We start from the raw sequence: 24,348 nt of genomic DNA on the forward strand, positions 1-24,348 counted from the left end.
AGAGTAATAGAAGACATAGCGTCTCTCCTTTAACGGTGGTCCGTACGAAGTCGGCGTTCGAGATACATCGAATAACGCGACATCGAGTAGCAGAAAACGAAGAACAGAAGGCCGATGAAGCCATAAAGCTCCCACACCAGTCCGTTCCAAGCTTGGTCTGCACGGATTGCATTCGAAAGACCCAGCGGGTCGAGAAGGCCAATGATCGACACCAGCACCGTGTCCTTGAACACGCCGATGAAGGTCGAAACGATGCCCGGGATCGAGATCTTCAGTGCCTGCGGCATGATGATCAAACGCTGTGCTTTCCAATAGTCCAGACCCAGCGCATCTGCGGCTTCATATTGACCGCGCGGAAGTGCGGCCAGACCACCCCGGATCACCTCGGCCATATAGGCTGCGGCGAAGAGCGTCACCATGATCAGCACCCGAAGGATGATGTCAAAGCTGGTGCCCGGCGGCATGAAGATGTTCAGAAGCGTCGATGCCACGAACAGAAGCGTGATCAGCGGCACGCCGCGAATGAACTCGATAAAGCCCACACACAGCGCCTTGACGATCATCAGATCCGACTGACGACCCAGCGCCAGCACGATGCCAATTGGCAGCGAACAGGCGATGGCGACGACACCGATGGTGATCGACAGCATGAAGCCCCCGAAGTCTCGGCTTGCCACAGGTTCAAGGCCGATGGGAAGAAGTGAATCACCTATGCTAGACACGTGGTTTATCAACGGGAATAGATCCCTGATACCAGTTTCTGTCCCGCTCACCCTTCGACCGACATTAACGGTGAAGTCAGTGAAATGGACCACTCCAGTGAACCAGCCGCGAACGTTGTCAATGATGTTCAACAAAATGCTCAATGGGTCGATGAACCAAAAAGCAGCCACCGCTACTGCAATCAACACTATGCCAAGCTGTCCTACGCCGAGGGCCGAAAACCGTTTTACTGAATAGGCAATTGCAACAAATCCCAACGCGGCTGCAACGGGTAGCCAGATGGATCCCCCCCACAAAAGCCAAGGTGCGAGGAAGGGGAAGATGGCCGAGAAGATCAGCGGATTAGGCAGTCGCTTGGCTCCAGATTCAATTTCAGCTGCACGAGCTTCTTTGTCGGTCGACAGAGCCTTGAACCCGATGAAGGCAGCGGCCCCCAACAAAGCAAGACCGATGACGATTCCGACACCTCCGCCCAGATACAGGGCAGTCAGGCCCAGTACTGCAAAAAGAAGAACCCAGTTCATCCGACGCGAGATCATGTTGAACAGTACCGGCGTCACCGCCACAAACAGAAGTGCAAAAGCTACGATCGGACGCCAACGTTGGTCAGGGATGATCCCTTCGGATCCGTTGGGATAGAAGCCAAACAGCAGCTGTTCCCAACGGTCGCGGATCACGCCCCAACAGGCGCCCCCATGACCATGGCCACCGCCGACGATCTCGTGACACTCGTTTTGCGAGGTCGCGTTCCAAGTGGGCTGGAAGAGCCACGGCAGCAATGCCATCAGGGCCATAGCAATCACGATGAGTGATAGAATGGTCAGGATCGAGTTCACGACACCATTAAACAGGTTTTGCCGCATCCACCCGACGGGTCCGACCGACGAAGCGGGCGGGGAGCGTTCGGGCAACATTTCAGAGCGGACATAAGACATATCAGACATATCAGCGCTCCTTCAGCTTCACAGATTCGTTGTACCAGTTCATCACGCCTGAAATTGTCAGCGAGATCACCAGATAGACGGCCATCAGCAGAAGAACCGTCTCAAGCTCGCGCCCGGTTTGGTTCATGGTGATGCCCCCCAACGTCCCTGTGATGTCCATATAGCCCACGGCAATCGCCAGAGAGCTGTTCTTGGTCAGGTTCAGATAGTTCGAGATCAGCGGCGGGATGATCACCCGCAGCGCCTGCGGTAGGATCACAAGGCTCATCGTGCGGTTCGGGCGAAGGCCCAGCGCACCTGCAGCTTCGGTTTGACCCTTCGACACAGCCATGATGCCTGCGCGAACAATCTCTGCGATGAACGCCCCGGTGTAAAGCGACAGTGCCAGCCACAACGCAATCAGCGAGTTACGCATGTGCGTCCCGCCTTTGAAGTTGAAGCCCTTCAGCTCCGGATAGCCCCAGTACAGTCCCAGGGTGGTCAGCACGATCACAGTCGGAACCACAACAACGCCAAGGCGCCAATACCAAGTAGTCGGGCGATCACCGGTTTTCTCCTGGATCGCATCGGCACGACGCTTAATCAGAACCGAAGTCAGGATCCCCGCGATAAACACCGCGGCGATGGCCAGAAGATCCAAGCTGACGTCGAAACGCAGACTGGACTGCCCAAAGAAGTGAATGTTGCCCAAGCTGTTCGAGAACAGCGGCTCGGGGATATAGACACCCCGGTTTGTGATCGCGACCGTATCCCAAAGGGACATCGTGGCTTCGCCTTTCTTAAAGGCGCGAGGTGCCGGAAGGGTTTCGATCAAGATCGCCATCGTGAACACAATCCACAGAAGGACTGGTACGTTGCGGAACATCTCGACATAGACGGCGGCAAGGCGCGACACAATCCAGTTCGGGGACAGGCGCAGAACGCCAATGAAAACACCGATGATTGTCGCAGCGACACAGCCCATGACGGCCACAAGCAGCGTGTTGAGAAGTCCCATCAGAGACGCACGCAGGTGCGTATCCTGGGAATTATACTCCAGCAGGCGCTGGTTGATGTCATAGCCTGCGGGTTCGCTCATAAACCCAAAACTGGGCTCTTTACCCAAGTCTGCAAGGTTTTGAGCAGTGTTCGAAATTAGCCAGAAGACCAAGATCAAGAAGCCAATCAAGGCGACGATCTGAATGGTCATCGAGCGGTACCGGCTGTCATACAACAGCATTGATAGCCGGAACTGGCCCTGGTGAGGGTCGGTCATAGATGTCATGTGGTACATCCCCGTTGCCCTTGGCTTTTTATAAAAAATGGCGGCTTGGGCCGCAGTGCCAAGGTGCGTTCAGATGGAAAGAAAAAGGGCGTGGCTGAACCACGCCCTTTTCATGTGTGTCTTAACGGAAGGGCGGCGAGTAGATCAGGCCGCCTTCGGTCCATTGTGCGTTCAGGCCACGTGCCAGACCGATCGGAGTTGCTTCACCAATGGTCTTGGCGAAGATTTCGCCATAGTTGCCGTTTGCCATGATCGCGCGCTTGGCCCAATCAGCATCCAGACCCAGCATTTCGCCCAGGTTGCCTTCGGTGCCCAGAATACGGTTGATCTCTGGGTTATCGCCAGCAGCTGCCGACATCTCACCAACGTTGGTCGAGGTGATGTCAAACTCTTCAGCGCTGATCAGAGCGTTCAGAGTCCAGCGTACGATGTCACCCCAGTTGTTGTCGCCGTGACGGACCAGCGGGCCCAGCGGCTCTTTCGAGATGATTTCAGGCAGGATGATCGACGACGACGGATCTTCGAAGGTCGAGCGCGTAGCGGCCAGACCCGAAGCGTCCGTGGTGTAGACGTCACAAGCGCCAGCCAGGTACTGCTGCTGAGCTTCTGCGTTGGTTTCGATCGGAACGGGCTCGTATTCCATGTCGTTTGCACGGAAGAAGTCAGCCAGGTTCAGTTCGGTGGTGGTGCCGGTCTGGATACAAACGGTTGCGCCGTCCAGTTCCTTGGCCGAACCAACGCCCATGTCTTTCGAAACCATGAAGCCTTGACCGTCATAGTAGTTGACGCCAACGAATTCGAATTTCAGGTCAACGTCACGCGACAGTGTCCAGGTGGTGTTACGGGCCAGCATGTCGATCTCGCCCGAGGCAAGCGCGGTGAAGCGCGTTTTACCTGTGGTCGGAATGAACTCGACAGCGTCGGAATCCCCAAGCACTGCGGCAGCAACTGCGCGGCAGACACTTACGTCGAAACCTTCCCAACGACCATTTGCATCCGGAGCAGCAAAGCCGGGAACGCCGGTGGCAACACCACAGTTCAGCTTGCCGCGTTCTTTAACCTGATCAAGGGTCGACGCGTCTTGAGCCATGGCAGCGCTAGCAGCGATACCGGCAACAGCGAATGCGCCAAGAAAAGCGGTTTTCTTCATATTTACCTCTTCCTGATTTTGCCCATTTTTGAGGGCTTTATATGCGAACATGTGTGCCCGCAGTGAGTGATGCAGAAGGGTGTCCCCCCTTCAACTGCCTCAGATTTTGAAAGTATTGATCAGATTTCGTCAAGGGTTACATCGCGATTTGCGATGCTTAACCTAGGGGAAAGCAAGAAAATTAGCCCCGCCTAACGCTTTGGTTGCATTAAGTTTCGCCACCGATTGCAGAGTAATACCATGCTGCAAGGGCAAAGTCCTTGGCCTTCTTTTCAACCAATTCTTGAGCTTCCTCGTCTTTTCCCCACAATTCTTCCTGCCAAAGCTCGTCCAGACGGGACAGCTCCCATGCTGCATCTGCATCCAAATGCCTTTCGGTTACAGCAAAGGCCAAGATCAACGAGCCCGACATCGACACAAGGTCGTGAAAGGCGGTCAACTGGAATGGAGATAACCCGTGAACCAAATCCGTCAGTTTTCGAACAGAATGCGCATCCTGTGCTTCATGCATCACACCCGCGACCGGCTTGAGGTGCGCATCCAGAGAATCGACCGCCCAGTCGAGAATCGGATCCCAGTTCTCGGCCTGACGTGTGACCAGCTCCTGCGGGGTGGTGGCGCGGTAGCACAAAAGGTCACTGTCACCATAGGCAGCCAACATGTCGGCAACGGCTGCGTGCTGCACCGTGACTTTGTCGATGGCCGAGTTTGACATGCGCGTGACCGGCATGGTGTTGGGGTTCACGGCGTCCTCTTGCGCATCCCATTCGGCAGCCATGGCTTCGGCCAAAGCGCGCGACGGCACGACCAAAGGTGACTTCGCGGGCGTCTTGACCGCGCGTCCGTCAAGCAGAACCTGAAAGCCGCCGTCGGCTTCACCTACCGTCGTTTCTTTCCAGAACCGTTTTGCTGCCCAACCGCTCATGCCGTCCCCCAAAGTTCGTCTAGCGCCGCGGGCAGTTCCGCAAACGCATCAATCAAGATATCTGCACCGGCCGCGATCAGCCGTTCCCGAGGGTGATAGCCCCAGGTTACACCAATGGTCCGAAACCCAGCCGCTTTGCCCATATCCATGTCAAAGCTCGTATCGCCGATCATCACCGCATTGGTCGCCTCGGCACCAGTTTCGGACAGCGCTCGCTGCAACATCGACGGATGCGGCTTGGACGGATGATCATCGGCGGTTTGGTGTGTCACGAAAAACTTGCGAAGATCATGTGCATCATAGGCATGATCCAACCCGCGCCGCGCCTTTCCGGTCGCCACGCCCAACAGCACTTCGTCGCGCGGATGCAGGACTTCCAGTACTTCGCGCGCACCGGGATACATCGGTGCGGCGGCTTCGCCGCCCTTTTCGGCGCGCAGTTTGATAAACATGTCTTTGTACTGCTGGGCTGCGATGTCGACGTCCTTGTCGGACAGGTCAGGAACCAAACGTGCAATGGCGTCGTGCAGAGACAGACCGACGATGGACAGAACCTCTTCACGACTTGGAAGGGCCACGCCCATTTCACCGAAGGCACGATTCATCGCCTCGACAATGAAATCCTGACTGTCGATCAGTGTCCCATCGACATCGAACACAGCAAGCTTAAGGGTGGTCATTCAGAGCGCCTCGAACGGGTCATCAGCGGCCAGATCCGGGGTCCAGCCAAAGGTTTCGAACGTGTCCGCCATGTGCGGCGGCAAATCGGCGGTGACTGTGATGGGCTTCTTCGTCACGGGATGCTCGAACGTCATCGAGCGCGCGTGTAAATGCAGCTTGCGTGAAATCTCTCCGCCAATCATCGCGCCCCAGCCGTCACCCATATTGTCCTGCGACGAGCCACCATATTTGCCGTCGCCGATAATCGGGTGCCCGATCTCGGCCATGTGGGCGCGCAGTTGGTGAGTGCGGCCGGTGATCGGCTCCATCGCGACCCAAGACGCACGGCTCGCCACGCGATAGAGCGTGGCATACAGCGTGTGCGCCCGTTTTGCGTCTGGATATTCGTGCATCGCGCGTGGATGCACACAGATCATCTTTTCGCCTGCACCACGTCCACCACCTGCTGCTTTGAACAGCCCATAGCGGATCTCGCCCAGATAGGGGGTCGGCACACCAGCCACGACGGCCCAATAAATCTTGCGGGTTTCTTTATGACGCATTGCGGCGGTCAGCCCGGACGCTGCCGCCTGCGTACGCGCCAATAGCAATACGCCCGAAGTGTCCTTGTCCAACCGGTGCACAAGGCGGGGTTTTTCGTCGCACTCGAACTTCAGAGCCTCGGCCAGACCGTCCACATGCTTAAGCTGCTTCGAGCCACCTTGCGTGGGCAGTCCCGGTGGTTTGTTCAACGCAATCACGTGGTCATCTTTATAGATGACGCAGGATTGGATCATCTTGGCGTCAGCATCCGACACCCGCGCATTAGGTTTCGTCGCGGGGCGTTCATCCTTGGTGGTCGGAAGAGGCGGTATGCGCACCTCGTCCCCCGGCCCCACGCGGGTCGAGGTTTTGACCTTGGCTCCGTTCACGCGGAACTCGCCCTTGCGGCAGCCCTTTTCGATCCGGCCCTGCCCCACATGGGGAAACATGCGTTTAACCCAGCGGTCCAGCCGCTGCTCGGCCTCATCCGGGCCAAGGGTGATAAGTTGAACGCTCATACCAATACCATCCGTGCCAACATAACCCCTGCGATCAGTGCAGTAATCGAAAGGACAACCGTTCCGATCACATAAACCGCGGCGGATCCAATCTGTCCACGCTCAAACAGCGTGAACGCTTCAAGCGAATAGGCCGAGAACGTCGTGAACCCACCTAGAAATCCTGTCATCAGCAGAGGCGACATGTGTGATATTTCCTTACGCGCCAGCAATACAACGATGACGCCAATTAAGAACGAGCCCAGCACATTCACAATCATCGTGCCCGCAGGAAATCCTGCGCCGAACGCACGAATATATGCGTTCACGCTGAGATAGCGGGCCGAGGCGCCAAGCGCGCCGCCCAAGGCAACTTGTAGAAGGGGTGTCATCATGGCGTCTGACTGAGGCCAAGCGCCTTTATTGTCAAGCGTCCGGGTGGTCTTTACGCACCTCTTTCCAACCTGTGACCATAGGTTTCACAAGGTTTTCGCGCTTCCAGAAGCGATAGAACAGGATCGCGCCAAGGTGCAGCATGACCAGCACCAGAAGCAGAAGTGACAGGCGATAGTGCAGTCCCGCCGCCGCACGTGCTGTGTCATAGCTGACCCAATCCACCAGCGGCCCGGTGTTGATGAAGTCATCCGCGTCGATGAACAGTCCAGTCCCGACCTGCAAAAGCAAAATGCCAAGAAGTGCGAAGACCGACAGGGCGCCCACCGGATTGTGGCCCGGCCAATAGCTTGGTTTGCGCTTGGGCATGGTCGCCACATAAGCCAAAGTTTTCTTCGGACCGAACAGAAAATGGCTAAATCGTGCGGGACGCGAGCCGACAAATCCCCAAAGAATGCGGAATGCCAACAGCCCGATGACCGCATAACCTGCATAGAAATGCAGGGTCATGATGTTGGGCCCGAACCGGCCCAGCATCCAGCCGGTAATAACGCAGATAACCAGCGCCCAGTGAAATAGGCGCAAGGCCGGATCCCACAGCTTAACGCGCTCGACGTTTTCAGGACGCTGATTATCCATGTCGCTATACCCGCTTACTTGGCGCGGTAGTTGTCGTGGCAGGCTTTACAGGTCCCACCCAACGGGCCAAGGGCCGCTGCCATTTGGTCTTTGCCAGCGCCGGCCACGGCCTGCATGGCTTTCACAGCGTCAACAAAAGCACCGCCTTTTTCCTGCACGCCGGGGAAGTCTTCCCAGATCTTCGGCAATGCACGGGTTTTGTCCGAATCCGCGTTGGAGGTGCCAGGCATATACAGGTGCCCAACATTATACATGGTCAGCGTACCCATATTGTCGGCGGCGGTCTGAGCAGCCGCAGAATCATAGTCGATTTCACCTTTGGCCATACCGGCCAGCACGCCCATGTTGGCACCCAGCAGTTTATAGAAGCCCTGTCGTGCCTTAATCGTGTCCTCGACAGGGTCTGCGGCGAGGGCGGCAGTAGGAATGGCAAGGGCGGCGGCAAGAATAATTTTACGCATAAGATGGCTCCTTTGGCTGCGAGGTCGAGAGGAATGATCGTAAAGAATGATCATTCCCATCTTTCCTTCACCTAAGGGTAGCTGCAAGTCAAATTCCTGTCACAGCCGTTTTCTGCGCAAATTTGCGAAGTAGTCTGTGCGTTTTTTCAGCTCTCGTTCGAAACCGCGTTCGACCGGCACGTAATAGACGTCGCGCTTCATGTCGTCGGGGAAATAGTTCTGCCCCGAGAACCCGTCCGGCGCATCGTGATCATAGGCATATCCATCGCCATAGCCCTGCTCCTCCATTAACCGTGTCGGGGCGTTCAGAATATGCTTTGGGGGAGGCGCAGAACCTGTTTTCTTCGCTGCTGCCATTGCAGCCTTAAAGGCCACATAGTTCGCATTGGATTTCGGTGCGAGCGCCAGATAGATCACCGCCTGCGACAGGGCGAGCTCTCCTTCCGGACTGCCCAAACGTTCATAGGTTTCCCACGCATCCAAACAGACCCGGTGGGCCTGCGGGTCCCCCAAACCAATGTCCTCAACAGCCATGCGGGTCAGGCGGCGCGCCAAAAAGCGGGGATCCTCGCCACCGTTCAGCATCCGCGCAAACCAGTAAAGCGCCGCGTCCGGATCCGAACCGCGCACGGATTTGTGCAGGGCGGATATCAGGTTGTAATGCTCGTCGCCCGACTTGTCATAAACGGCGGCGCGCTTCATCAGTCGCGAGGACAACCCTTCGACATCTAGCTTGCCTTCAATCTTCCACGCTGTGACCTGTTCCACCAAGTTCAACAGCGCACGACCGTCGCCATCTGCCATTTCCAGAAGTGCTTCACGTGCTTCGCCAGTCAGAGGCAATGCCTTCCCCAGCTCTTGTTCCGCACGCTGTACCAGCCGTTCCAGATCGGTCAACGACAGGCGCGTCAGCACCAACACCTGAGATCGTGACAGCACAGCTGCGTTCAGCTCGAACGAGGGGTTTTCCGTTGTGGCACCGACCAACAAGATTGTGCCGTCTTCCATGTAGGGCAGGAACCCGTCCTGCTGGGCTTTGTTGAATCGGTGGATTTCGTCCACGAACAAAAGCGTCCCCTGCCCGTTTGCGCGGCGGTGCTTGGCGGCCTCGAACACTTTGCGCAGCTCGGGCACACCAGAAAAAATCGCGCTGATCTGGACAAAATGTAGATCGGTTTCGCGGGCTAGAAGACGGGCGATGGTGGTCTTACCCACGCCGGGTGGCCCCCAAAGGATCAGCGACCCAAGGCTGCCCGCCGCCAACATCGTACCCAAAGGGGCCTCGGGTCCAAGCACCTGCTCTTGCCCAATCACCTCGGACAGGGATTGCGGACGCAACCGGTCCGCCAACGGGCGCGGCGCATCATGACCGCGATCCGGGCGGTCTGTGGAACTGTCGAAAAGGTCAGCCATAGGATGAAACTAGGCGTCTCGGTGGGTGGGGAAAAGAAGAAAAGCGACGAAGTTCAGATCAATCCGCTTTCTTGCGCCCGCTGGATCGCTTCAGCTGTGGTTCGCGCAGACAACCGTTCCCGCGCGCTGCGCAATCGCGCCTTCAACGCGCTTTCAGAGATACCCAAGAGCGCAGCGATCTCGGCGTATCGATGCCCCTTGGCCACATGCTGCAATGCTGCCTGCTGAGATGGCGTCAGGGTTTCAGGTGGTGTTGTAATGCTATGCAACCGCTCTACAATCGTCTGCAGCTCTGAGATTTCATCATCCGTGAACTCTCGATCGGGTCGTGCAAAACCAGCGATCGTGCGGGACGACGTTAAACCAAAGGCAATTGCCACCCCATAAACCAAACCATATTCAGCAGCCTGTTCTAGAATTCGGTGCGGGTCGGGCAATTCCAACGCGCTCCAACGGATAGCGGAGTCCGTGCCAAACCCCCAGAACACGACTGGGTCCGCCAACATATAGCCTCGTTCCGCGTAGAATTTTGACCATGCTGGATCGTAGGTCTTGTATTGCAGATGTGGCGAGGCATTGCGGATGTGCAATACAATCGAATAGCCAGAAGGCGTCAAGCGATCCAGCTTGGCCAAAAGCATGCCTATTTCCTGATCGTTTCGCATCCACCACCCGGCATCTAGCGTTTAAAGATAGACTATCTTTTTAGATGCTTAACACAATGTCAAACAACCACCGATTGCTTTTTGGTGTGTGATGAAGATACCGGCGCAACAAAAAAGCCCCGCACAATGGCGGGGCTTTCGAACGCGTTAGAAACGCAGTTCTTATTCTTCGGCGTCTGCAACAGCTTCTTCAGCTTCCAGACGGGCACGGTCTGCTGCGCCTTTGGCATCGGCATCGCGGTCAACGAATTCGATGATCGCCATCGGAGCCATGTCACCATAACGGAAGCCAGCTTTCAGAACGCGAACGTAACCGCCCTGGCGTTCAGCATAGCGCGGACCCAGAACGTCAAACAGTTTTGCAACCAGAGCTTCCTGCTTCAGACGGGCCGAAGCCTGACGACGTGCGTGCAGGTCGCCACGTTTGGCCAGCGTGATCATCTTTTCGATGATCGGGCGCAGTTCTTTGGCCTTGGGCAGGGTGGTTTTGATCTGTTCGTGTTCGATCAGCGATCCAGCCATGTTAGCGAACATGGCTTTACGGTGTTCATGGGTGCGGTTCAGGCGGCGGTAACCACGAGCGTGACGCATTTTCTTAATCCTTCTTTGGTGCTCTTAGGTGAGCGGTGCTTTGTCTGAGAACCGATGCGTGTCGGTCCCTCTCCTTGGGGCAGGATTGCCCAGATGTTCCCCGCCAGTGCGGGCATTTGGGGGCCAGATACCCGGCCCCCGAAACCGTGTCAAATCAGAACTGGTCTTCGAATTTCTTCGCCAGCTCTTCGATGTTCTCAGGCGGCCATTCCTCGACATCCATGCCAAGGTGCAGACCCATGCCCGAAAGCACTTCTTTGATCTCGTTCAGCGACTTGCGGCCGAAGTTCGGAGTGCGCAGCATCTCGGCTTCGGTTTTCTGGATCAGATCGCCAATGTATACGATGTTGTCGTTCTTCAGGCAGTTTGCCGAACGAACAGACAGTTCCAGCTCGTCCACTTTCTTCAGCAGAAGCGGGTTGAACTCGAGACCATCGTCTTCGTCCTGACGACCAGCAGCTTCCGGCTCGTCGAAGTTTACGAAGATCGACAGCTGGTCCTGCAGGATGCGCGCAGCGTATGCCACAGCATCTTCAGGCGTAACCGAACCATCGGTTTCCAGCTTCAGCGTCAGTTTGTCATAGTCTAGAACCTGACCTTCACGGGTCGGCTGAACATCATACGACACTTTCTTGACCGGCGAATAGATCGCATCAACCGGGATCAGGCCAATCGGCGCATCTTCCGGCTTGTTCTTGTCCGATGCCACATAGCCTTTGCCAGTGTTGACAGTCAGCTCCATGAACAGGTCCGCGCCGTCATCCAGGTGACAGATCACGTGATCTTTGTTCAGGATTTCGATGCCAGCGGATTCCGAGATAGCACCAGCGGTGACAACCATCGGGCCTTTGGCCGAGATTGACAGGCGCTTGGGGCCTTCGACTTCCATGTTGATCGCTACACCTTTGAGGTTCAGAACGATGTCGGTGACGTCTTCACGTACACCAGCAACCGAGCTGAACTCGTGCAGAACGTTGTCGATTTGAACCGACGTAATAGCGGCACCTTGCAGCGAGCTCATCAGCACGCGGCGCAGGGCGTTGCCCAAGGTCAGACCAAAGCCACGTTCCAGCGGTTCGGCGATAACTGTCGCCTGACGTGCAGGGTCATTGCCCGGCTTAACGTCCAGCTGTGTCGGCTTGATCAATTCTGCCCAGTTCTTGTGGATCATGCGTCCCTCCATACTTGTCCTGTCCCCATGTCCAAAGGGCAGGACGCCCGAGGTGAAAATGACGGAAACCGGGCCTCGCTTCGTGCGGGGCCCGGCCGTAAAATGTTCTTATACGCGACGGCGCTTCGGCGGGCGGCAGCCGTTGTGTGCGATCGGGGTCACATCACGGATCGAGGTGATGTTGAAACCGATAGCAGCCAGTGCGCGCAGAGCCGATTCACGACCCGAACCGGGGCCCTGAACTTCAACTTCCAGCGTCTTAACGCCGTGTTCCTGAGCTTTCTTGCCAGCATCTTCCGCAGCCATCTGAGCAGCATACGGGGTCGACTTACGCGAGCCTTTGAAACCCATGGTACCAGCCGACGACCACGAGATGGCGTTGCCTTGTACGTCCGAGATCAGGATCTTGGTGTTGTTGAACGAGGAGTTCACGTGAGCAACACCGGATGCGATGTTCTTACGCTCTTTACGCTTAGTGCGAGTCTTATCACGAGCCATTCGTCAAACCCTCCCTTACTTCTTCTTACCGGCAATGGCCTTTGCGGGGCCTTTGCGGGTACGTGCGTTGGTGGAGGTACGCTGACCGCGGACCGGAAGGTTACGACGATGACGCAGACCGCGGTAGCAGCCCAGGTCCATCAGACGTTTGATGTTCATCTGAGTTTCACGACGCAGGTCACCTTCAACGGTGTAGGTTGCGTCGATGTGCTCACGGATGGCCAGAACTTCGGCATCCGACAGCTCGTTCACACGACGGGTTACGTCGATTTTCACAGCTTCACAGATGGCGGCAGCCGAAGTATGGCCGATACCAGTGATATATGTCAGGGCGATCGGGACCCGTTTATGGGTCGGGATGTTTACGCCAGCAATACGTGCCACGTAGTCTTTCCTTTCGTTGCGGATCCGTAACTCCGGAACCTTTTTTCACAACGGAAGCCCGCCGGATTTTTCCTGCGGGCCGCGCTGAATTCTTTGGTCTGGTGCAGTTCAGGGAGCGACCCAGAAAACACACCGATTCCCGTAAGGGATGGGGTGACTTAGTAGGGATTGCCTTGGGCGTCAAGACCTAGTGCAATACCTCTCTAAGATGAAGACGGTTTAGGCTATTGCGGCGACCCCGACAACTGACCATTTTCATTTCGGTTGATCCGGTAATCCGTCCGTGTTTCCTTGACGCAAGTTTCATGCGTTGGAGGTTATCTTGAAGTTTCATTGGGCAGATTTTCTTGATCGCGAAGGCGGACACTGGACGATGACCCCGAACGATGAACGGTTCAAGTTTTGGGTCGAAGATTGTTTGGAACTTCCACAAGACACCACAACAGTCACCATAGGCCGAGACGTTCAAGGGATTGAGCACCTACAGAACCTTCCTGCCTTGGAAGAGGTCACTCTGCACGAAACCAATCAAGCTCAAATCGAAGCAGTTTCACAGTGTGATCAAATCAAACGTCTGCGGATCACACATGCTCGTCCAAAATCCATCGCCGCAATCGCTAAGTTGAAGAAATTGGAAGAGGTTGTGTTAGAGTATGTGTCCGGATTTGACGACATCTCGCCGTTGGCAGAATTGCCTGAACTGCGCTCACTCCATATGGAAAACCTGCGGGCGATGCGAGATTTCTCGCCTCTGGGGCAATGCGCGAAACTGCGTTACCTCACGATCAGCGGAACGTTTGACTGGCCACAGCCCGTAAACTCGATTTCCTTCGCGGCAAACATAGGAACGCTGGAGTTCTTGATGCTGATGGCACGTCTGGAAGATGTCGAAAGCGCTAAGGATCTGACCGCAATCGGCGAACGGTGCCAGTTCAATTTCACGGACAACCTTCTTCCCTTAGAAATCTTCGCCTATCTCGAAGCGCATTGCTCAAAGGCAAAGTTTGAGCCTGTGAGTAGGTTCTATTCGGGCGGTGACATTTGGCTGCCAGAAGACGATCCAAGACATGATCTGCCCGATGCAGTCATAGCCGAAAAGCATCCCGATATCATTGTGTGTGATGACGGAAGAAGACTGCTCGCAACGGAAAGCGAGTATGACAAGTATCTGCTGCTTGGGCGCAATGCCCGCAGCATTTCGGTCAAAACGAAAAATGCGGCGGACAAAGCCGCCGCATATCGGAACAAGTATCTAGAACTTGTTGAAGCTGCCAAGCGTGAGCCGACCCGTTAGGCGCCCAGCACCTCGGCGATTTCGCCCTGTACTTCATCAATGGTGCCCAGACCGTTGACCGACTTCAGGTCACCCTTGGCCCAGTAGTACCCGATCAGCGGCGAGGTCTTCTTGTAGTATTCCATCAGACGGATCTTCAGGCTTTCCTCGTTGTCGTCTGCGCGCACAGGCTGACCTGCCTTGCGGGCTTCCTCGGCACGGCCAACGATGCGGCCAACCAGCACCTCGTCGTCCACCCGCATTTCAACAACGGCGTCCAGCGTCTGATTGTGCTTTTCAAGAAGCGCACCCAGAGCGTCCGCCTGAGGCAACGTGCGGGGGAAGCCGTCGAAGATGAAGCCGCCTCCGGTGTCGCCTTCCAGCTTTTCCTCGATCAGGCCGATAACGATCTCGTCCGTGACAAGTTCGCCTGCATCCATGATGGCGGCAACTTTCTTGCCCATCTCGGTGCCCGAGGCTTTCGCCTCGCGCAGCATGTCGCCGGTCGACAGCTGGATCATGCCACGCTCTTCAACCAGTTTGGCGGCTTGAGTGCCTTTGCCGGCACCCGGCGGTCCAAGCAGAATAATATTCATCGGCGCGACGGAGCCTTCTTGCGTTTCTTACCGCGCAGCTGAGACTTCTCGATGAGACCCTCATACTGGTGGGCAAGCAGGTGGGATTGAACTTGCTGGATCGTGTCCATGGTCACGGACACAACGATCAGAACCGACGTACCACCGAAGTAGAACGGGATCGCCAGCTGGCTGCGCAGGATTTCCGGCATCAAGCAGACGGCGGCCAGATAGATCGAACCCAGCGTCAGCAGGCGGGTGACAACATAGTCCAGATACTCGGCGGTTTTCTTGCCGGGGCGAATGCCGGGTACGAAACCGTTTTGGTTCTTCAGGTTGTCCGCAACTTCATCCGTCTTGAACGCAACTTCTTTGGTGTAGAAGAAGGTGAAGAACATGATCATCGCTGTGAAGAACAGCAGGTACAGCGGCTGACCGGGGCCGAAGTAGGCCAGAATGGTCGACATGATCGGGCCGGACTGACCGGACGAGAAGGTCGAGATCGTCGTCGGCAGCAGCAGAAGGGCCGAGGCGAAGATCGCCGGGATAACGCCCGCCGGGTTCACCTTGATCGGCAGGTGGGACGAGCCACCATCGTACATCTTCATACCAACCTGTCGGCGCGGGTACTGGATGTGCACCTTGCGCAGCGCGCGTTCCATGAACACGACAAAGGCAATCACGGCGACCATCATCACGATCACACCGATGATCACGGCGGGGCTGATCGCGCCAGAACGGCCCGAGGCCAGGAACTGAGCCAGAGCAGCAGGGATTTCCGCTACGATGCCCACGAAGATGATCAGCGAGATACCGTTGCCGATACCGCGTGCGGTGATCTGCTCACCCAGCCACATCAGGAACATGGTGCCGCCAACCAGCGTAATCACACAGGCTGCGATAAAGAAGCCACCAGGGTTGGTCACCAGATCACCCGCTTGCAGCGAGTTTGCCAGCGCAAAGGCCTGACCCGTGGCCAGCAGAACGGTGCCATAGCGGGTGTATTGGTTGATCTTCTTACGGCCTTGCTCGCCCTCTTTCTTCAGCTGCTTCAGAGGCTCCCACATGGAAGACAGAAGCTGCACGATGATCGAGGCCGAGATGTAAGGCATGATGCCAAGGGCAAAGACACCCATTCGGCTGAGCGCGCCGCCTGTGAACATGCCAAGCACACCGGCGATGCCGGACTGGGCTTGCTCCATGAAGTCACGCAGGGCGTTCGCATCAATCCCCGGAACGGGGATGTACGTGCCAAGACGATAGATGATCAGAAGCCCGATCGTGAAGAAGATGCGCTGGCGAAGCTCGGTCGCTTTGCCGAAAGCGCTCCAGCTCATGTTCGACGCCATTTGTTCTGCTGCAGATGCCATAAGGCCCCCTTAGATCAAGTAAAACGCCGCCGGACCGTTCCCGGCTCCGGCGGCGCTTGAAAACGTGATTAGACATGTAAGACGCTGGGGCGCGCCTCACAAGGTCTTATTCAGCTGCAGCCGGAGCAGCGACGGTCAACTTACCGCCAGCTTTTTCGACAGCTTCAACAGCCGACTTCGACGCACCGGTCACGGTGATGTTGGCTTTGGTGGTCAGTTCACCTTTGGCCAGAACGCGTACACCGTCCAGTTTCCGGCGCACCAGACCCGAAGCAACCAGAGTGTCTTCGTTGATGTCTTTGGCGTCGATTTTCTTTTCATCAATAAACTTCTGGATCAGGCCCAGGTTGATCACAGCGAACTTCTTGCGGTTCGGCTTCGAGAAGCCACGCTTGGGAAGACGCTGGTAGAGGGGCATTTGGCCGCCTTCGTAGCCGTTGATAGCTACACCCGAACGCGACTTTTGACCTTTGATACCACGGCCACCGGTCTTACCAGTGCCCGAACCGGGACCACGACCAACACGTTTGCGGGGTTTGGTTGCGCCAGGATTGTCGCGCAGTTCATGCAATTTCATATCGCTTCTCCTTTGCCGGAACTGACCCCAGAAGCGATACGGGGCCAAACACGGCTTTTCTTGGTTTTGATTCTGTGACGTAAAGCCACCGGGGGCGTATAGACGAGCTGCCTTTGCGACGCAAGCCTTCTCGGCTATTTGCGCGCGACAAGCCCGATGGCGATGCCCCCCAACACAAGGGCCGAGGCGGCGACTTCACGAAACCCTACAGTTTCACCCAGCAGAGCGACCCCTGCCCCCATCGCAATGACCGGGACCGAGAGCTGCACCAGAGCGCCGGTGCTGGCGGCGAGTTGAGGTAAGACGCGGTACCATAGTGCGTATCCAAGCCCCGATGTGATTGCCCCCGACGTGATGGCCAGAAGGACACCCGGAATGGAGAGGGCCTCGCCCCAGATGAACGGCAGCGTGACGATCAGGACAATAGGCGTGGCAAAGATGAAATTCCACGCGGTCGCCTGAAGTGGCTCCACGGCCCTTCGTCCAATCAACGAATAGACGCCCCAGCCGATGGCCGCAGCGGTCATCAAAATTAATGGGAGCATGGGAAGCTGCACGTTCTCAGACGGCCAGACCAAATAAGCGAGCCCCAGCATGGAAACCGCCATCCCGCACCACCGTAGCGCTGGGATCCCATCCCCCGCCCTCACCGCGCCCGCGAACATCGTGACTTGCACGATGGCAAAGAGGACGAGCGCGCCCAGACCTGCGTCCAGCGCAACATAGGCAAACGAGAAGCCCAACAGGTATGTGGCCAACGCCCCGGCTGAGATCCAATCGGGGTTTGTACGCTTGAGGGCAACCTTCTGCCCCAACACCATCAACACCCACAGCATCACAGCACCCGAGAGCACTCGGATTACCGCAAATCCAGCGGGGCCAATGGCACCCTCGGCCAATCCCGCCCGGTTGAGCAGAGAGTTTGCCGCGAAGGCGGTCATGGTGAGAAGGGTGAGGACGAAGAGGCGCATGTGGGTTCCGGTAGTTTTTTCATTTACTTACTCTGCAATCCGCACAAACGCACCTCACGACTTAGTGGGACTCCAGCCTAAACCTATAATAAAGCGCTTTTATTTCACTTCCCCCCATGGTAGCCGCGCCCAAAGCGAGACCTGTGGATTTCAAGGAGTAGAAAGTGAAACCGATGTTTAAGTCGTTGCCCGTTGTCGCAGCCATTGCCACGCTAGCTGCCTGTAACAGTACTGACGGCATTCAAAAGGAAAATTACCCCCAACCTGTTGCCGAAAGTTCAATCAGTTTTAGAACAGCCCCAGGGTTCAACCAGGACCGTATTGAAAGCGTCGAAAAGAAGACCTTCCGCACATTCCTGAAGGTCGATGACTCGACGGTGCGCGAAATTCAGGGGGCAAAATGCCAACTGCGCTCGTCTGAATTGTCCGTTCAGTTTGTAACCCCTGCCCATGTGAATATCCCCCTTGTGCAGGACAAACCCCAGCCCTTGCGGCTGACATGTCAAAAAGGGAACTGGAGTTCTGATCAAACGCTAACTCCGTTCATTCCTCAAGAAACGGCCGGTGCTCCATATGCAGGCGGTGGTGTGGCCGGCATTTTGGTAGGCGTTGCTGTAGATGCTGCTCTAACCGGCGCGGTCAACGCGGCGCGCAACAGCAAAGATGTTTGGCGGTTTGTCCCAAGGGCCAAGAACGAGCTTCCCATCCAGTTGAAATAGGATCGCCACTAGAGCCGAAGTGCCTTTCACACTGCAATTCGAAAACTCTAAAAGGCGCGGCATTCTCGGCCGCGCCTTTTCATTTTCTCGTATATTCCCTTCCGCCCGAACGCGGAACGCCCCCCCCAACACAAAAACGCCGCCGGCATTTCTGCTCGGCGGCGTTTTGTTTGTTTTTATCATCGTTTTGAGAGGATACTGATTGCTCTTTATTAGGTTTGGCGGTGACCTACTCTCCCACACCTTAAGATGCAGTACCATTGGCGCAACCGTGCTTAACGGCCGAGTTCGGGAAGGGATCGGGTGTTTCACTGGTGCTGTGACCACCAAACCGAATAAAGAGCAATTCCAAGTCAAGTTATACTGTGATGTATGCTTTTGATTTTTCAGTAGAACTGTCTTCTACTGGATCAAATCAAGCCTATCGGACCATTAGTACCAGTCAGCTGAACGTGTTACCACGCTTACACCTCTGGCCTATCGACGAGGTAGTCTTCCTCGGTCCTCAGGGATACCTTGTTTTGAGGGGGGCTTCCCGCTTAGATGCCTTCAGCGGTTATCCTGTCCGTTCATAGCTACCCAGCACTACCGTTGGCACGATAACTGGTCCACCAGTGGAACGTTCACCCCGGTCCTCTCGTACTAGGGGCAACTCCTCTCAAGTATCCTACACCCACGGCAGATAGGGACCGAACTGTCTCACGACGTTCTAAACCCAGCTCACGTACCTCTTTAAACGGCGAACAGCCGTACCCTTGGGACCTGCTCCAGCCCCAGGATGAGATGAGCCGACATCGAGGTGCCAAACACTGCCGTCGATATGGACTCTTGGGCAGTATCAGCCTGTTATCCCCGGCGTACCTTTTATCCGTTGAGCGATGGCCCTTCCACTCGGGACCACCGGATCACTATGGCCGTCTTTCGACTCTGCTCGACTTGTCAGTCTCGCAGTCAGGCTGGCTTCTGCCATTGCACTCAACGAGCGATTTCCGACCGCTCTGAGCCAACCTTCGCGCGCCTCCGTTACTCTTTAGGAGGCGACCGCCCCAGTCAAACTACCCGCCACACAGGGTCCCGGATCCGGATAACGGACCGCGGTTAGACATCAAACAGAACAAGGGTGGTATCTCAAAGGAGGCTCCCTCAGAACTGGCGTCCTGAGTTCAAAGCCTACCACCTATTCTGCACATGTTGTGTCTGATGCCAGTGTGAAGCTGTAGTAAAGGTGCACGGGGTCTTTCCGTCTAACCGCGGGAAGCCTGCATCTTGACAGGCAATTCAATTTCGCTGAGTCGATGTTGGAGACAGCGGGGAAGTCGTTACGCCATTCGTGCAGGTCGGAACTTACCCGACAAGGAATTTCGCTACCTTAGGACCGTTATAGTTACGGCCGCCGTTTACCTGGGCTTCAATTCGGAGCTTGCACTCCTCCTTTTAACCTTCAGGCACCGGGCAGGCGTCAGACCCTATACGTCGTCTTGCGACTTCGCAGAGCCCTGTGTTTTTAGTAAACAGTCGCCACCCCCTAGTTTGTGCCCCCAGTCAATACTTGCGTAGAAACTGGGCCTCCTTCTCGCGAACTTACGGAGGTATTTTGCCGAGTTCCTTCAACATCGTTCTCTCAAGCGCCTTGGTATACTCTACCTATCCACCTGTGTCGGTTTAGGGTACGGTCTTATAGGAGGGCTATTTCCAGGAACCTCTAAGCAGCCCATTCAATCCGATAAGGATGAACTACCTTCGAGATCCGTCACCACTCCACGGCCCAGGAATATTAACCTGGTTCCCATCGCCTACGCCTTTCGGCCTCGGCTTAGGGGCCGGCTTACCCTGCTCAGATTAGCTTTAAGCAGGAACCCTTGGATTTTCGGCGAGGGGGTCTCTCACCCCCTTTGTCGCTACTCATGTCATCATTCTCACTAGTGATCTCTCCACGGGATCGCTCACACGCCCGCTTCATCGAAAGCTCCGATCCTCAAATGCATCCGAAGATGCTAATGAGGAATGGAACTATGTCACACTACGCTCTGCTACCGCGTGCATAAATGCACACCCTAAGCTTCGGCTCATGGCTTGAGCCCCGGTACATCTTCGCCGCAAGACAACTTATTTAGACCAGTGAGCTGTTACGCTATCTTTAAAGGATGGCTGCTTCTAAGCCAACCTCCTGGTTGTTTTGGTCGTCTCACCTGCTTTCCCACTTAGCCATGAATTAGGGGCCTTAGCTGTAGGTCAGGGTTGTTTCCCTCTCCACAACGGACGTTAGCATCCGCTGTGTGTCTGCCATATAGTACTTCCCGGTATTCGGAGTTTGATTAGGATCAGTAAGGCTGTGGGCCCCCATTACCCATTCAGTGCTCTACCCCCGGGAGTATTCGTATGACGCTCTACCTAAATAGATTTCGCAGAGAACCAGCTATCTCCGAGTTTGATTGGCCTTTCACCCCTAGGCACAGCTCATCCCGATCTTTTTCAACAGATGTGGGTTCGGTCCTCCAGTGCGTGTTACCGCACCTTCAACCTGGCCATGCCTAGATCACTCGGTTTCGGGTCTGATCCACCTAACTCATTCGCCCTATTAAGACTCGCTTTCGCTGCGCCTACACCTAACGGCTTAAGCTTGCTAGATAGACCAAGTCGATGACCCATTATACAAAAGGTACGCCGTCAGCCCTCAAGGGGCCTCCGACTGATTGTAGGCGTTCGGTTTCAGGTACTGTTTCACTCCCCTCGTCGGGGTGCTTTTCACCTTTCCCTCACGGTACTGGTTCGCTATCGGTCAGTAAGGAGTACTTAGCCTTCGAAGGTGGTCCTCCGATCTTCAGACAGAATTTCACGTGTTCCGCCCTACTTAATACGTCCAATCGTGCTTCATATACGGGACTGTCACCCACTATGGTTGCGCTTCCCAACGCATTCTATCCACACTCATGGCTCGGCTGGTCCCCGTTCGCTCGCCGCTACTAGGGGAGTATCAATTGATTTCCTTTCCTCCGGGTACTTAGATGTTTCAGTTCCCCGGGTTTGCTTTTATAAACCTATGTATTCAGTCTATAAATACCTGTTTCAGAACACTATAAATAACCGAAGTTATTATAATGAACTGTCAGGTGGGTTCCCCCATTCGGAAATCTCTGGGTATAACGGCTATTCTCACCTTCCCAAAGCTTATCGCAGAGTATCACGTCCTTCATCGCCTCTTACTGCCAAGGCATTCACCAAACGCCCTTCTCGCGCTTGATTTGATCCAGGAGAAGACAGACCTTTTGTTCATCTGCCATCTCACCCCGAAGGGCAAACTGGACCAAAAGCATACTTTCCCGCGCTTCTTAATTGTTCCGAAGAACTGGATCGCAGATGTCGGTCTTTGATCCATTAAGAAGCACAATAAGATCTGATCTCTCAGATCTTGGTTAGTGTACTTGACTTGGACAACACCGTCGTTTCAGCAGCGATATCGAAGAAGGTCCGAGGAAAGGGACCAAAATCAACCGCTTCCCGAAGGAAGAACCGCTGAGGCAACCACCCACTTGTGGCACCAACAGTGTTGTTTATTGTATTCTCTCTAAACGATGTAAAAGACGTCCGATTGGACGGTTAAAAACCCAAAGGTTCTTAACGGTCAAATCGACAGGAAGGTAATGGTGGAGCCTAGGAGATTCGAACTCCTGACATCCTGCTTGCAAAGCAGGCGCTCTACCAACTGAGCTAAGGCCCCATATAAATGGTGGGTCGAGGAGGACTTGAACCTCCGACCTCACGCTTATCAGGCGTGCGCTCTAACCACCTGAGCTACCGACCCTTACCAGACCGGCAGGTCTGTCTTTGATATTTATTGCACTGAAGAGATATGAGGACGGCCTGGTCCGTCTGATATAGATCTGCAAAGGACAGATCTGTTGCTAAGTGTATCCACGATAATCGGCGAACCGATCATACTAGGTACATCCTTAGAAAGGAGGTGATCCAGCCGCAGGTTCCCCTACGGCTACCTTGTTACGACTTCACCCCAGTCGCTGATCCTACCGTGGTCCGCTGCCTCCTCAAAGAGGTTAGCGCACGGCCGTCAGGTAGAACCAACTCCCATGGTGTGACGGGCGGTGTGTACAAGGCCCGGGAACGTATTCACCGCGTCATGCTGTTACGCGATTACTAGCGATTCCGACTTCATGGGGTCGAGTTGCAGACCCCAATCCGAACTGAGACATCTTTTGGGGATTAACCCACTGTAGATGCCATTGTAGCACGTGTGTAGCCCAACCCGTAAGGGCCATGAGGACTTGACGTCATCCACACCTTCCTCCCGCTTATCACGGGCAGTTTCTTTAGAGTGCCCAGCCGAACTGCTGGCAACTAAAGATGTGGGTTGCGCTCGTTGCCGGACTTAACCGAACATCTCACGACACGAGCTGACGACAGCCATGCAGCACCTGTCACTGATCCAGCCGAACTGAAGGAATAGATCTCTCTAAACCGCGATCAGGATGTCAAGGGTTGGTAAGGTTCTGCGCGTTGCTTCGAATTAAACCACATGCTCCACCGCTTGTGCGGGCCCCCGTCAATTCCTTTGAGTTTTAATCTTGCGACCGTACTCCCCAGGCGGAATGCTTAATCCGTTAGGTGTGTCACCGAATAGTATACTACCCGACGACTGGCATTCATCGTTTACGGTGTGGACTACCAGGGTATCTAATCCTGTTTGCTCCCCACACTTTCGTACCTCAGCGTCAGTATCGAGCCAGTGAGCCGCCTTCGCCACTGGTGTTCCTCCGAATATCTACGAATTTCACCTCTACACTCGGAATTCCACTCACCTCTCTCGAACTCAAGACTAGCAGTATTAAAGGCAGTTCCAGGGTTGAGCCCTGGGATTTCACCTCTAACTGACTAGTCCGCCTACGTACGCTTTACGCCCAGTAATTCCGAACAACGCTAACCCCCTCCGTATTACCGCGGCTGCTGGCACGGAGTTAGCCGGGGTTTCTTTACCAGGTACTGTCATTATCATCCCTGGCGAAAGAGCTTTACGACCCTAAGGCCTTCATCACTCACGCGGCATGGCTAGATCAGGCTTGCGCCCATTGTCTAAGATTCCCCACTGCTGCCTCCCGTAGGAGTCTGGGCCGTGTCTCAGTCCCAGTGTTGCTGATCATCCTCTCAAACCAGCTATAGATCGTCGACTTGGTAGGCCGTTACCCCACCAACTATCTAATCTAACGCGGGCTAATCCAATACCGATAAATCTTTCCCCCGAAGGGCGTATAAGGTATTACTCTCCGTTTCCAGAGGCTATTCCTTAGTACTGGGTATATTCCCACGCGTTACTAACCCGTCCGCCGCTCGGTCCCGAAGGACTGCGCTCGACTTGCATGTGTTAGGCCTGCCGCCAGCGTTCGTTCTGAGCCAGGATCAAACTCTCAAGTTGAAAAGCAATTACTTGCTTATCCTTGACGTTCGAACCTCTGCACATACTGTTGTTTCCAATTGACTTAGAAACGTTCCGGTCCAACCGGCTGGTCGGACCTACTTCTGTTTGTTGTGCTTCAGTTTACCAAAGTAAACCAGAAGCCGTCCAAACAGTGAAGCTGACTATCCATCATCGCTAAACCTTCATAAGAAAGCCTCGCTAGGTAGTTGGACATATGTGCAGTTGTTTGTTCATCGAAATGAACCAAACCGCCCACATATCTCTTCAGATACCATCAATTTCAAAGAGCGTGGATCCTAGTAAAACCAGAACCCAGAGACAAAAACCAACCAGATGCGCTGCCGTTTCCTTTAGCGCGTCCCGCCGATAAGCCTCTGTTTTTTAACCAAACTTTGCAGTCTCTTGCGTCTCTCGACCCCGTCGTCCGCGCCGTCTGGCGTCCCGTTGTGCGCCTCAGCGCCGCCGGTGAAGTGGGTTCTAAGGTTACTCGCCGACAGCCGCAAGCGCTTTTTTC

General features: G+C 55.2%; 21 protein-coding genes, 2 tRNA genes and 3 rRNA genes. 2 read left to right on the forward strand and 24 right to left on the reverse strand.

Annotated features, from left to right (window positions below):
* Positions 1–29: 29 nt before the first annotated feature.
* The 15 genes from ACP15F_RS11330 to rpsM form a co-directional block, all read right to left on the reverse strand.
* Positions 30–1,667 carry an amino acid ABC transporter permease gene (locus ACP15F_RS11330; RefSeq protein ID WP_424940895.1) on the reverse strand — a complete coding sequence of 546 codons (1,638 nt, stop codon included), beginning with the start codon at positions 1,665–1,667 and terminating at the stop codon, positions 30–32.
* 1 nt (position 1,668) lies between these two features.
* Positions 1,669–2,931, reverse strand: a complete 1,263-nt coding sequence (locus ACP15F_RS11335) for an amino acid ABC transporter permease (RefSeq protein WP_424940896.1) — start codon at positions 2,929–2,931, stop codon at positions 1,669–1,671.
* A 121-nt stretch (positions 2,932–3,052) separates the two neighbouring features.
* Positions 3,053–4,081: an amino acid ABC transporter substrate-binding protein gene (locus tag ACP15F_RS11340; RefSeq protein WP_424940897.1), complete on the reverse strand. Its 1,029-nt coding sequence runs from the start codon at positions 4,079–4,081 to the stop codon at positions 3,053–3,055.
* Positions 4,082–4,289: 208 nt separating this feature from the next.
* Entirely contained in the window at positions 4,290–5,006 is a 717-nt protein-coding gene (locus tag ACP15F_RS11345) for an ATP12 family chaperone protein (protein WP_424940898.1), read from the reverse strand.
* Entirely contained in the window at positions 5,003–5,686 is a 684-nt protein-coding gene (locus ACP15F_RS11350) for an HAD-IA family hydrolase (protein WP_424940899.1), read from the reverse strand. The genes ACP15F_RS11345 and ACP15F_RS11350 overlap by 4 nt, the downstream gene beginning before the upstream one ends.
* Positions 5,687–6,727, reverse strand: coding sequence for an RluA family pseudouridine synthase (locus ACP15F_RS11355; protein WP_424940900.1), 1,041 nt, complete (start codon positions 6,725–6,727; stop codon positions 5,687–5,689).
* On the reverse strand, positions 6,724–7,101 hold the full coding sequence (crcB, locus tag ACP15F_RS11360; RefSeq protein WP_424940901.1) for a fluoride efflux transporter CrcB: 378 nt from the start codon (positions 7,099–7,101) through the stop codon (positions 6,724–6,726). Before crcB ends, ACP15F_RS11355 begins: the two co-directional genes overlap by 4 nt.
* Positions 7,102–7,132: 31 nt before the next feature.
* The gene (locus tag ACP15F_RS11365) at positions 7,133–7,738 is read right to left on the reverse strand and encodes a cytochrome b/b6 domain-containing protein (RefSeq protein WP_424940902.1); all 606 of its coding nucleotides are present in this window, start codon (positions 7,736–7,738) and stop codon (positions 7,133–7,135) included.
* A gap of 14 nt (positions 7,739–7,752) precedes the next feature.
* Positions 7,753–8,199 carry a c-type cytochrome gene (locus ACP15F_RS11370; RefSeq protein WP_424940903.1) on the reverse strand — a complete coding sequence of 149 codons (447 nt, stop codon included), beginning with the start codon at positions 8,197–8,199 and terminating at the stop codon, positions 7,753–7,755.
* Positions 8,200–8,298: 99 nt separating this feature from the next.
* The gene (locus ACP15F_RS11375; RefSeq protein WP_424940904.1) at positions 8,299–9,612 is read right to left on the reverse strand and encodes a replication-associated recombination protein A; all 1,314 of its coding nucleotides are present in this window, start codon (positions 9,610–9,612) and stop codon (positions 8,299–8,301) included.
* A 53-nt stretch (positions 9,613–9,665) separates the two neighbouring features.
* Positions 9,666–10,253 (reverse strand): autoinducer binding domain-containing protein, encoded by a 588-nt coding sequence (locus ACP15F_RS11380; protein WP_424940905.1) that lies wholly within the window; start codon positions 10,251–10,253, stop codon positions 9,666–9,668.
* A 186-nt stretch (positions 10,254–10,439) separates the two neighbouring features.
* Positions 10,440–10,868, reverse strand: coding sequence for a 50S ribosomal protein L17 (gene rplQ / locus ACP15F_RS11385; RefSeq protein WP_298907557.1), 429 nt, complete (start codon positions 10,866–10,868; stop codon positions 10,440–10,442).
* 154 nt (positions 10,869–11,022) lie between these two features.
* Positions 11,023–12,039: a DNA-directed RNA polymerase subunit alpha gene (locus ACP15F_RS11390; protein ID WP_424940906.1), complete on the reverse strand. Its 1,017-nt coding sequence runs from the start codon at positions 12,037–12,039 to the stop codon at positions 11,023–11,025.
* Positions 12,040–12,147: 108 nt separating this feature from the next.
* A complete protein-coding gene (gene rpsK, locus ACP15F_RS11395; protein WP_108857342.1) occupies positions 12,148–12,537 on the reverse strand; it encodes a 30S ribosomal protein S11 in 390 nt (129 codons plus the stop codon).
* A 15-nt stretch (positions 12,538–12,552) separates the two neighbouring features.
* Positions 12,553–12,921, reverse strand: a complete 369-nt coding sequence (gene rpsM, locus ACP15F_RS11400; protein ID WP_424940907.1) for a 30S ribosomal protein S13 — start codon at positions 12,919–12,921, stop codon at positions 12,553–12,555.
* A 322-nt stretch (positions 12,922–13,243) separates the two neighbouring features.
* Here rpsM and ACP15F_RS11405 point away from each other — a divergent pair, with 322 nt between their 5' ends.
* Positions 13,244–14,215, forward strand: coding sequence for a hypothetical protein (locus tag ACP15F_RS11405; RefSeq protein ID WP_424940908.1), 972 nt, complete (start codon positions 13,244–13,246; stop codon positions 14,213–14,215).
* Here the strand turns inward: ACP15F_RS11405 and ACP15F_RS11410 are convergent.
* From ACP15F_RS11410 to ACP15F_RS11425, 4 genes are all read right to left on the reverse strand, one after another.
* Positions 14,212–14,790: an adenylate kinase gene (locus ACP15F_RS11410; protein WP_133484926.1), complete on the reverse strand. Its 579-nt coding sequence runs from the start codon at positions 14,788–14,790 to the stop codon at positions 14,212–14,214. The two genes, ACP15F_RS11405 and ACP15F_RS11410, sit on opposite strands and share 4 nt — an antisense overlap.
* Positions 14,787–16,139, reverse strand: coding sequence for a preprotein translocase subunit SecY (secY, locus tag ACP15F_RS11415; RefSeq protein WP_424940909.1), 1,353 nt, complete (start codon positions 16,137–16,139; stop codon positions 14,787–14,789). The genes ACP15F_RS11410 and secY overlap by 4 nt, the downstream gene beginning before the upstream one ends.
* 106 nt (positions 16,140–16,245) lie before the next feature.
* Positions 16,246–16,716, reverse strand: a complete 471-nt coding sequence (rplO, locus tag ACP15F_RS11420; RefSeq protein WP_424940910.1) for a 50S ribosomal protein L15 — start codon at positions 16,714–16,716, stop codon at positions 16,246–16,248.
* 134 nt (positions 16,717–16,850) lie between these two features.
* Positions 16,851–17,687, reverse strand: coding sequence for a DMT family transporter (locus ACP15F_RS11425; protein ID WP_424940911.1), 837 nt, complete (start codon positions 17,685–17,687; stop codon positions 16,851–16,853).
* A gap of 164 nt (positions 17,688–17,851) precedes the next feature.
* Here ACP15F_RS11425 and ACP15F_RS11430 point away from each other — a divergent pair, with 164 nt between their 5' ends.
* Positions 17,852–18,406, forward strand: coding sequence for a hypothetical protein (locus ACP15F_RS11430; RefSeq protein WP_424940912.1), 555 nt, complete (start codon positions 17,852–17,854; stop codon positions 18,404–18,406).
* Positions 18,407–18,622: 216 nt separating this feature from the next.
* On the opposite strand, the gene rrf is transcribed toward ACP15F_RS11430, so the two are convergent.
* From rrf to ACP15F_RS11455, 5 genes are all read right to left on the reverse strand, one after another.
* Positions 18,623–18,737, reverse strand: a 5S ribosomal RNA gene (rrf, locus tag ACP15F_RS11435).
* Between the two features lie 80 nt (positions 18,738–18,817).
* Positions 18,818–21,649: ribosomal RNA gene (locus tag ACP15F_RS11440) — 23S ribosomal RNA — on the reverse strand.
* A gap of 399 nt (positions 21,650–22,048) precedes the next feature.
* Positions 22,049–22,124: transfer RNA gene (locus ACP15F_RS11445), tRNA-Ala, on the reverse strand.
* Positions 22,125–22,131: 7 nt separating this feature from the next.
* Positions 22,132–22,208 (reverse strand) — tRNA-Ile (locus ACP15F_RS11450).
* A gap of 152 nt (positions 22,209–22,360) precedes the next feature.
* Positions 22,361–23,831 (reverse strand): 16S ribosomal RNA (locus ACP15F_RS11455).
* The 16S, 23S and 5S rRNA genes sit together here with 2 tRNA genes alongside, the layout of an rRNA operon.
* Positions 23,832–24,348: the final 517 nt, after the last annotated feature.

It is taken from the genome of Aliiroseovarius sp. S253 (genome assembly GCF_049800855.1).
Lineage (GTDB): Bacteria > Pseudomonadota > Alphaproteobacteria > Rhodobacterales > Rhodobacteraceae > Aliiroseovarius.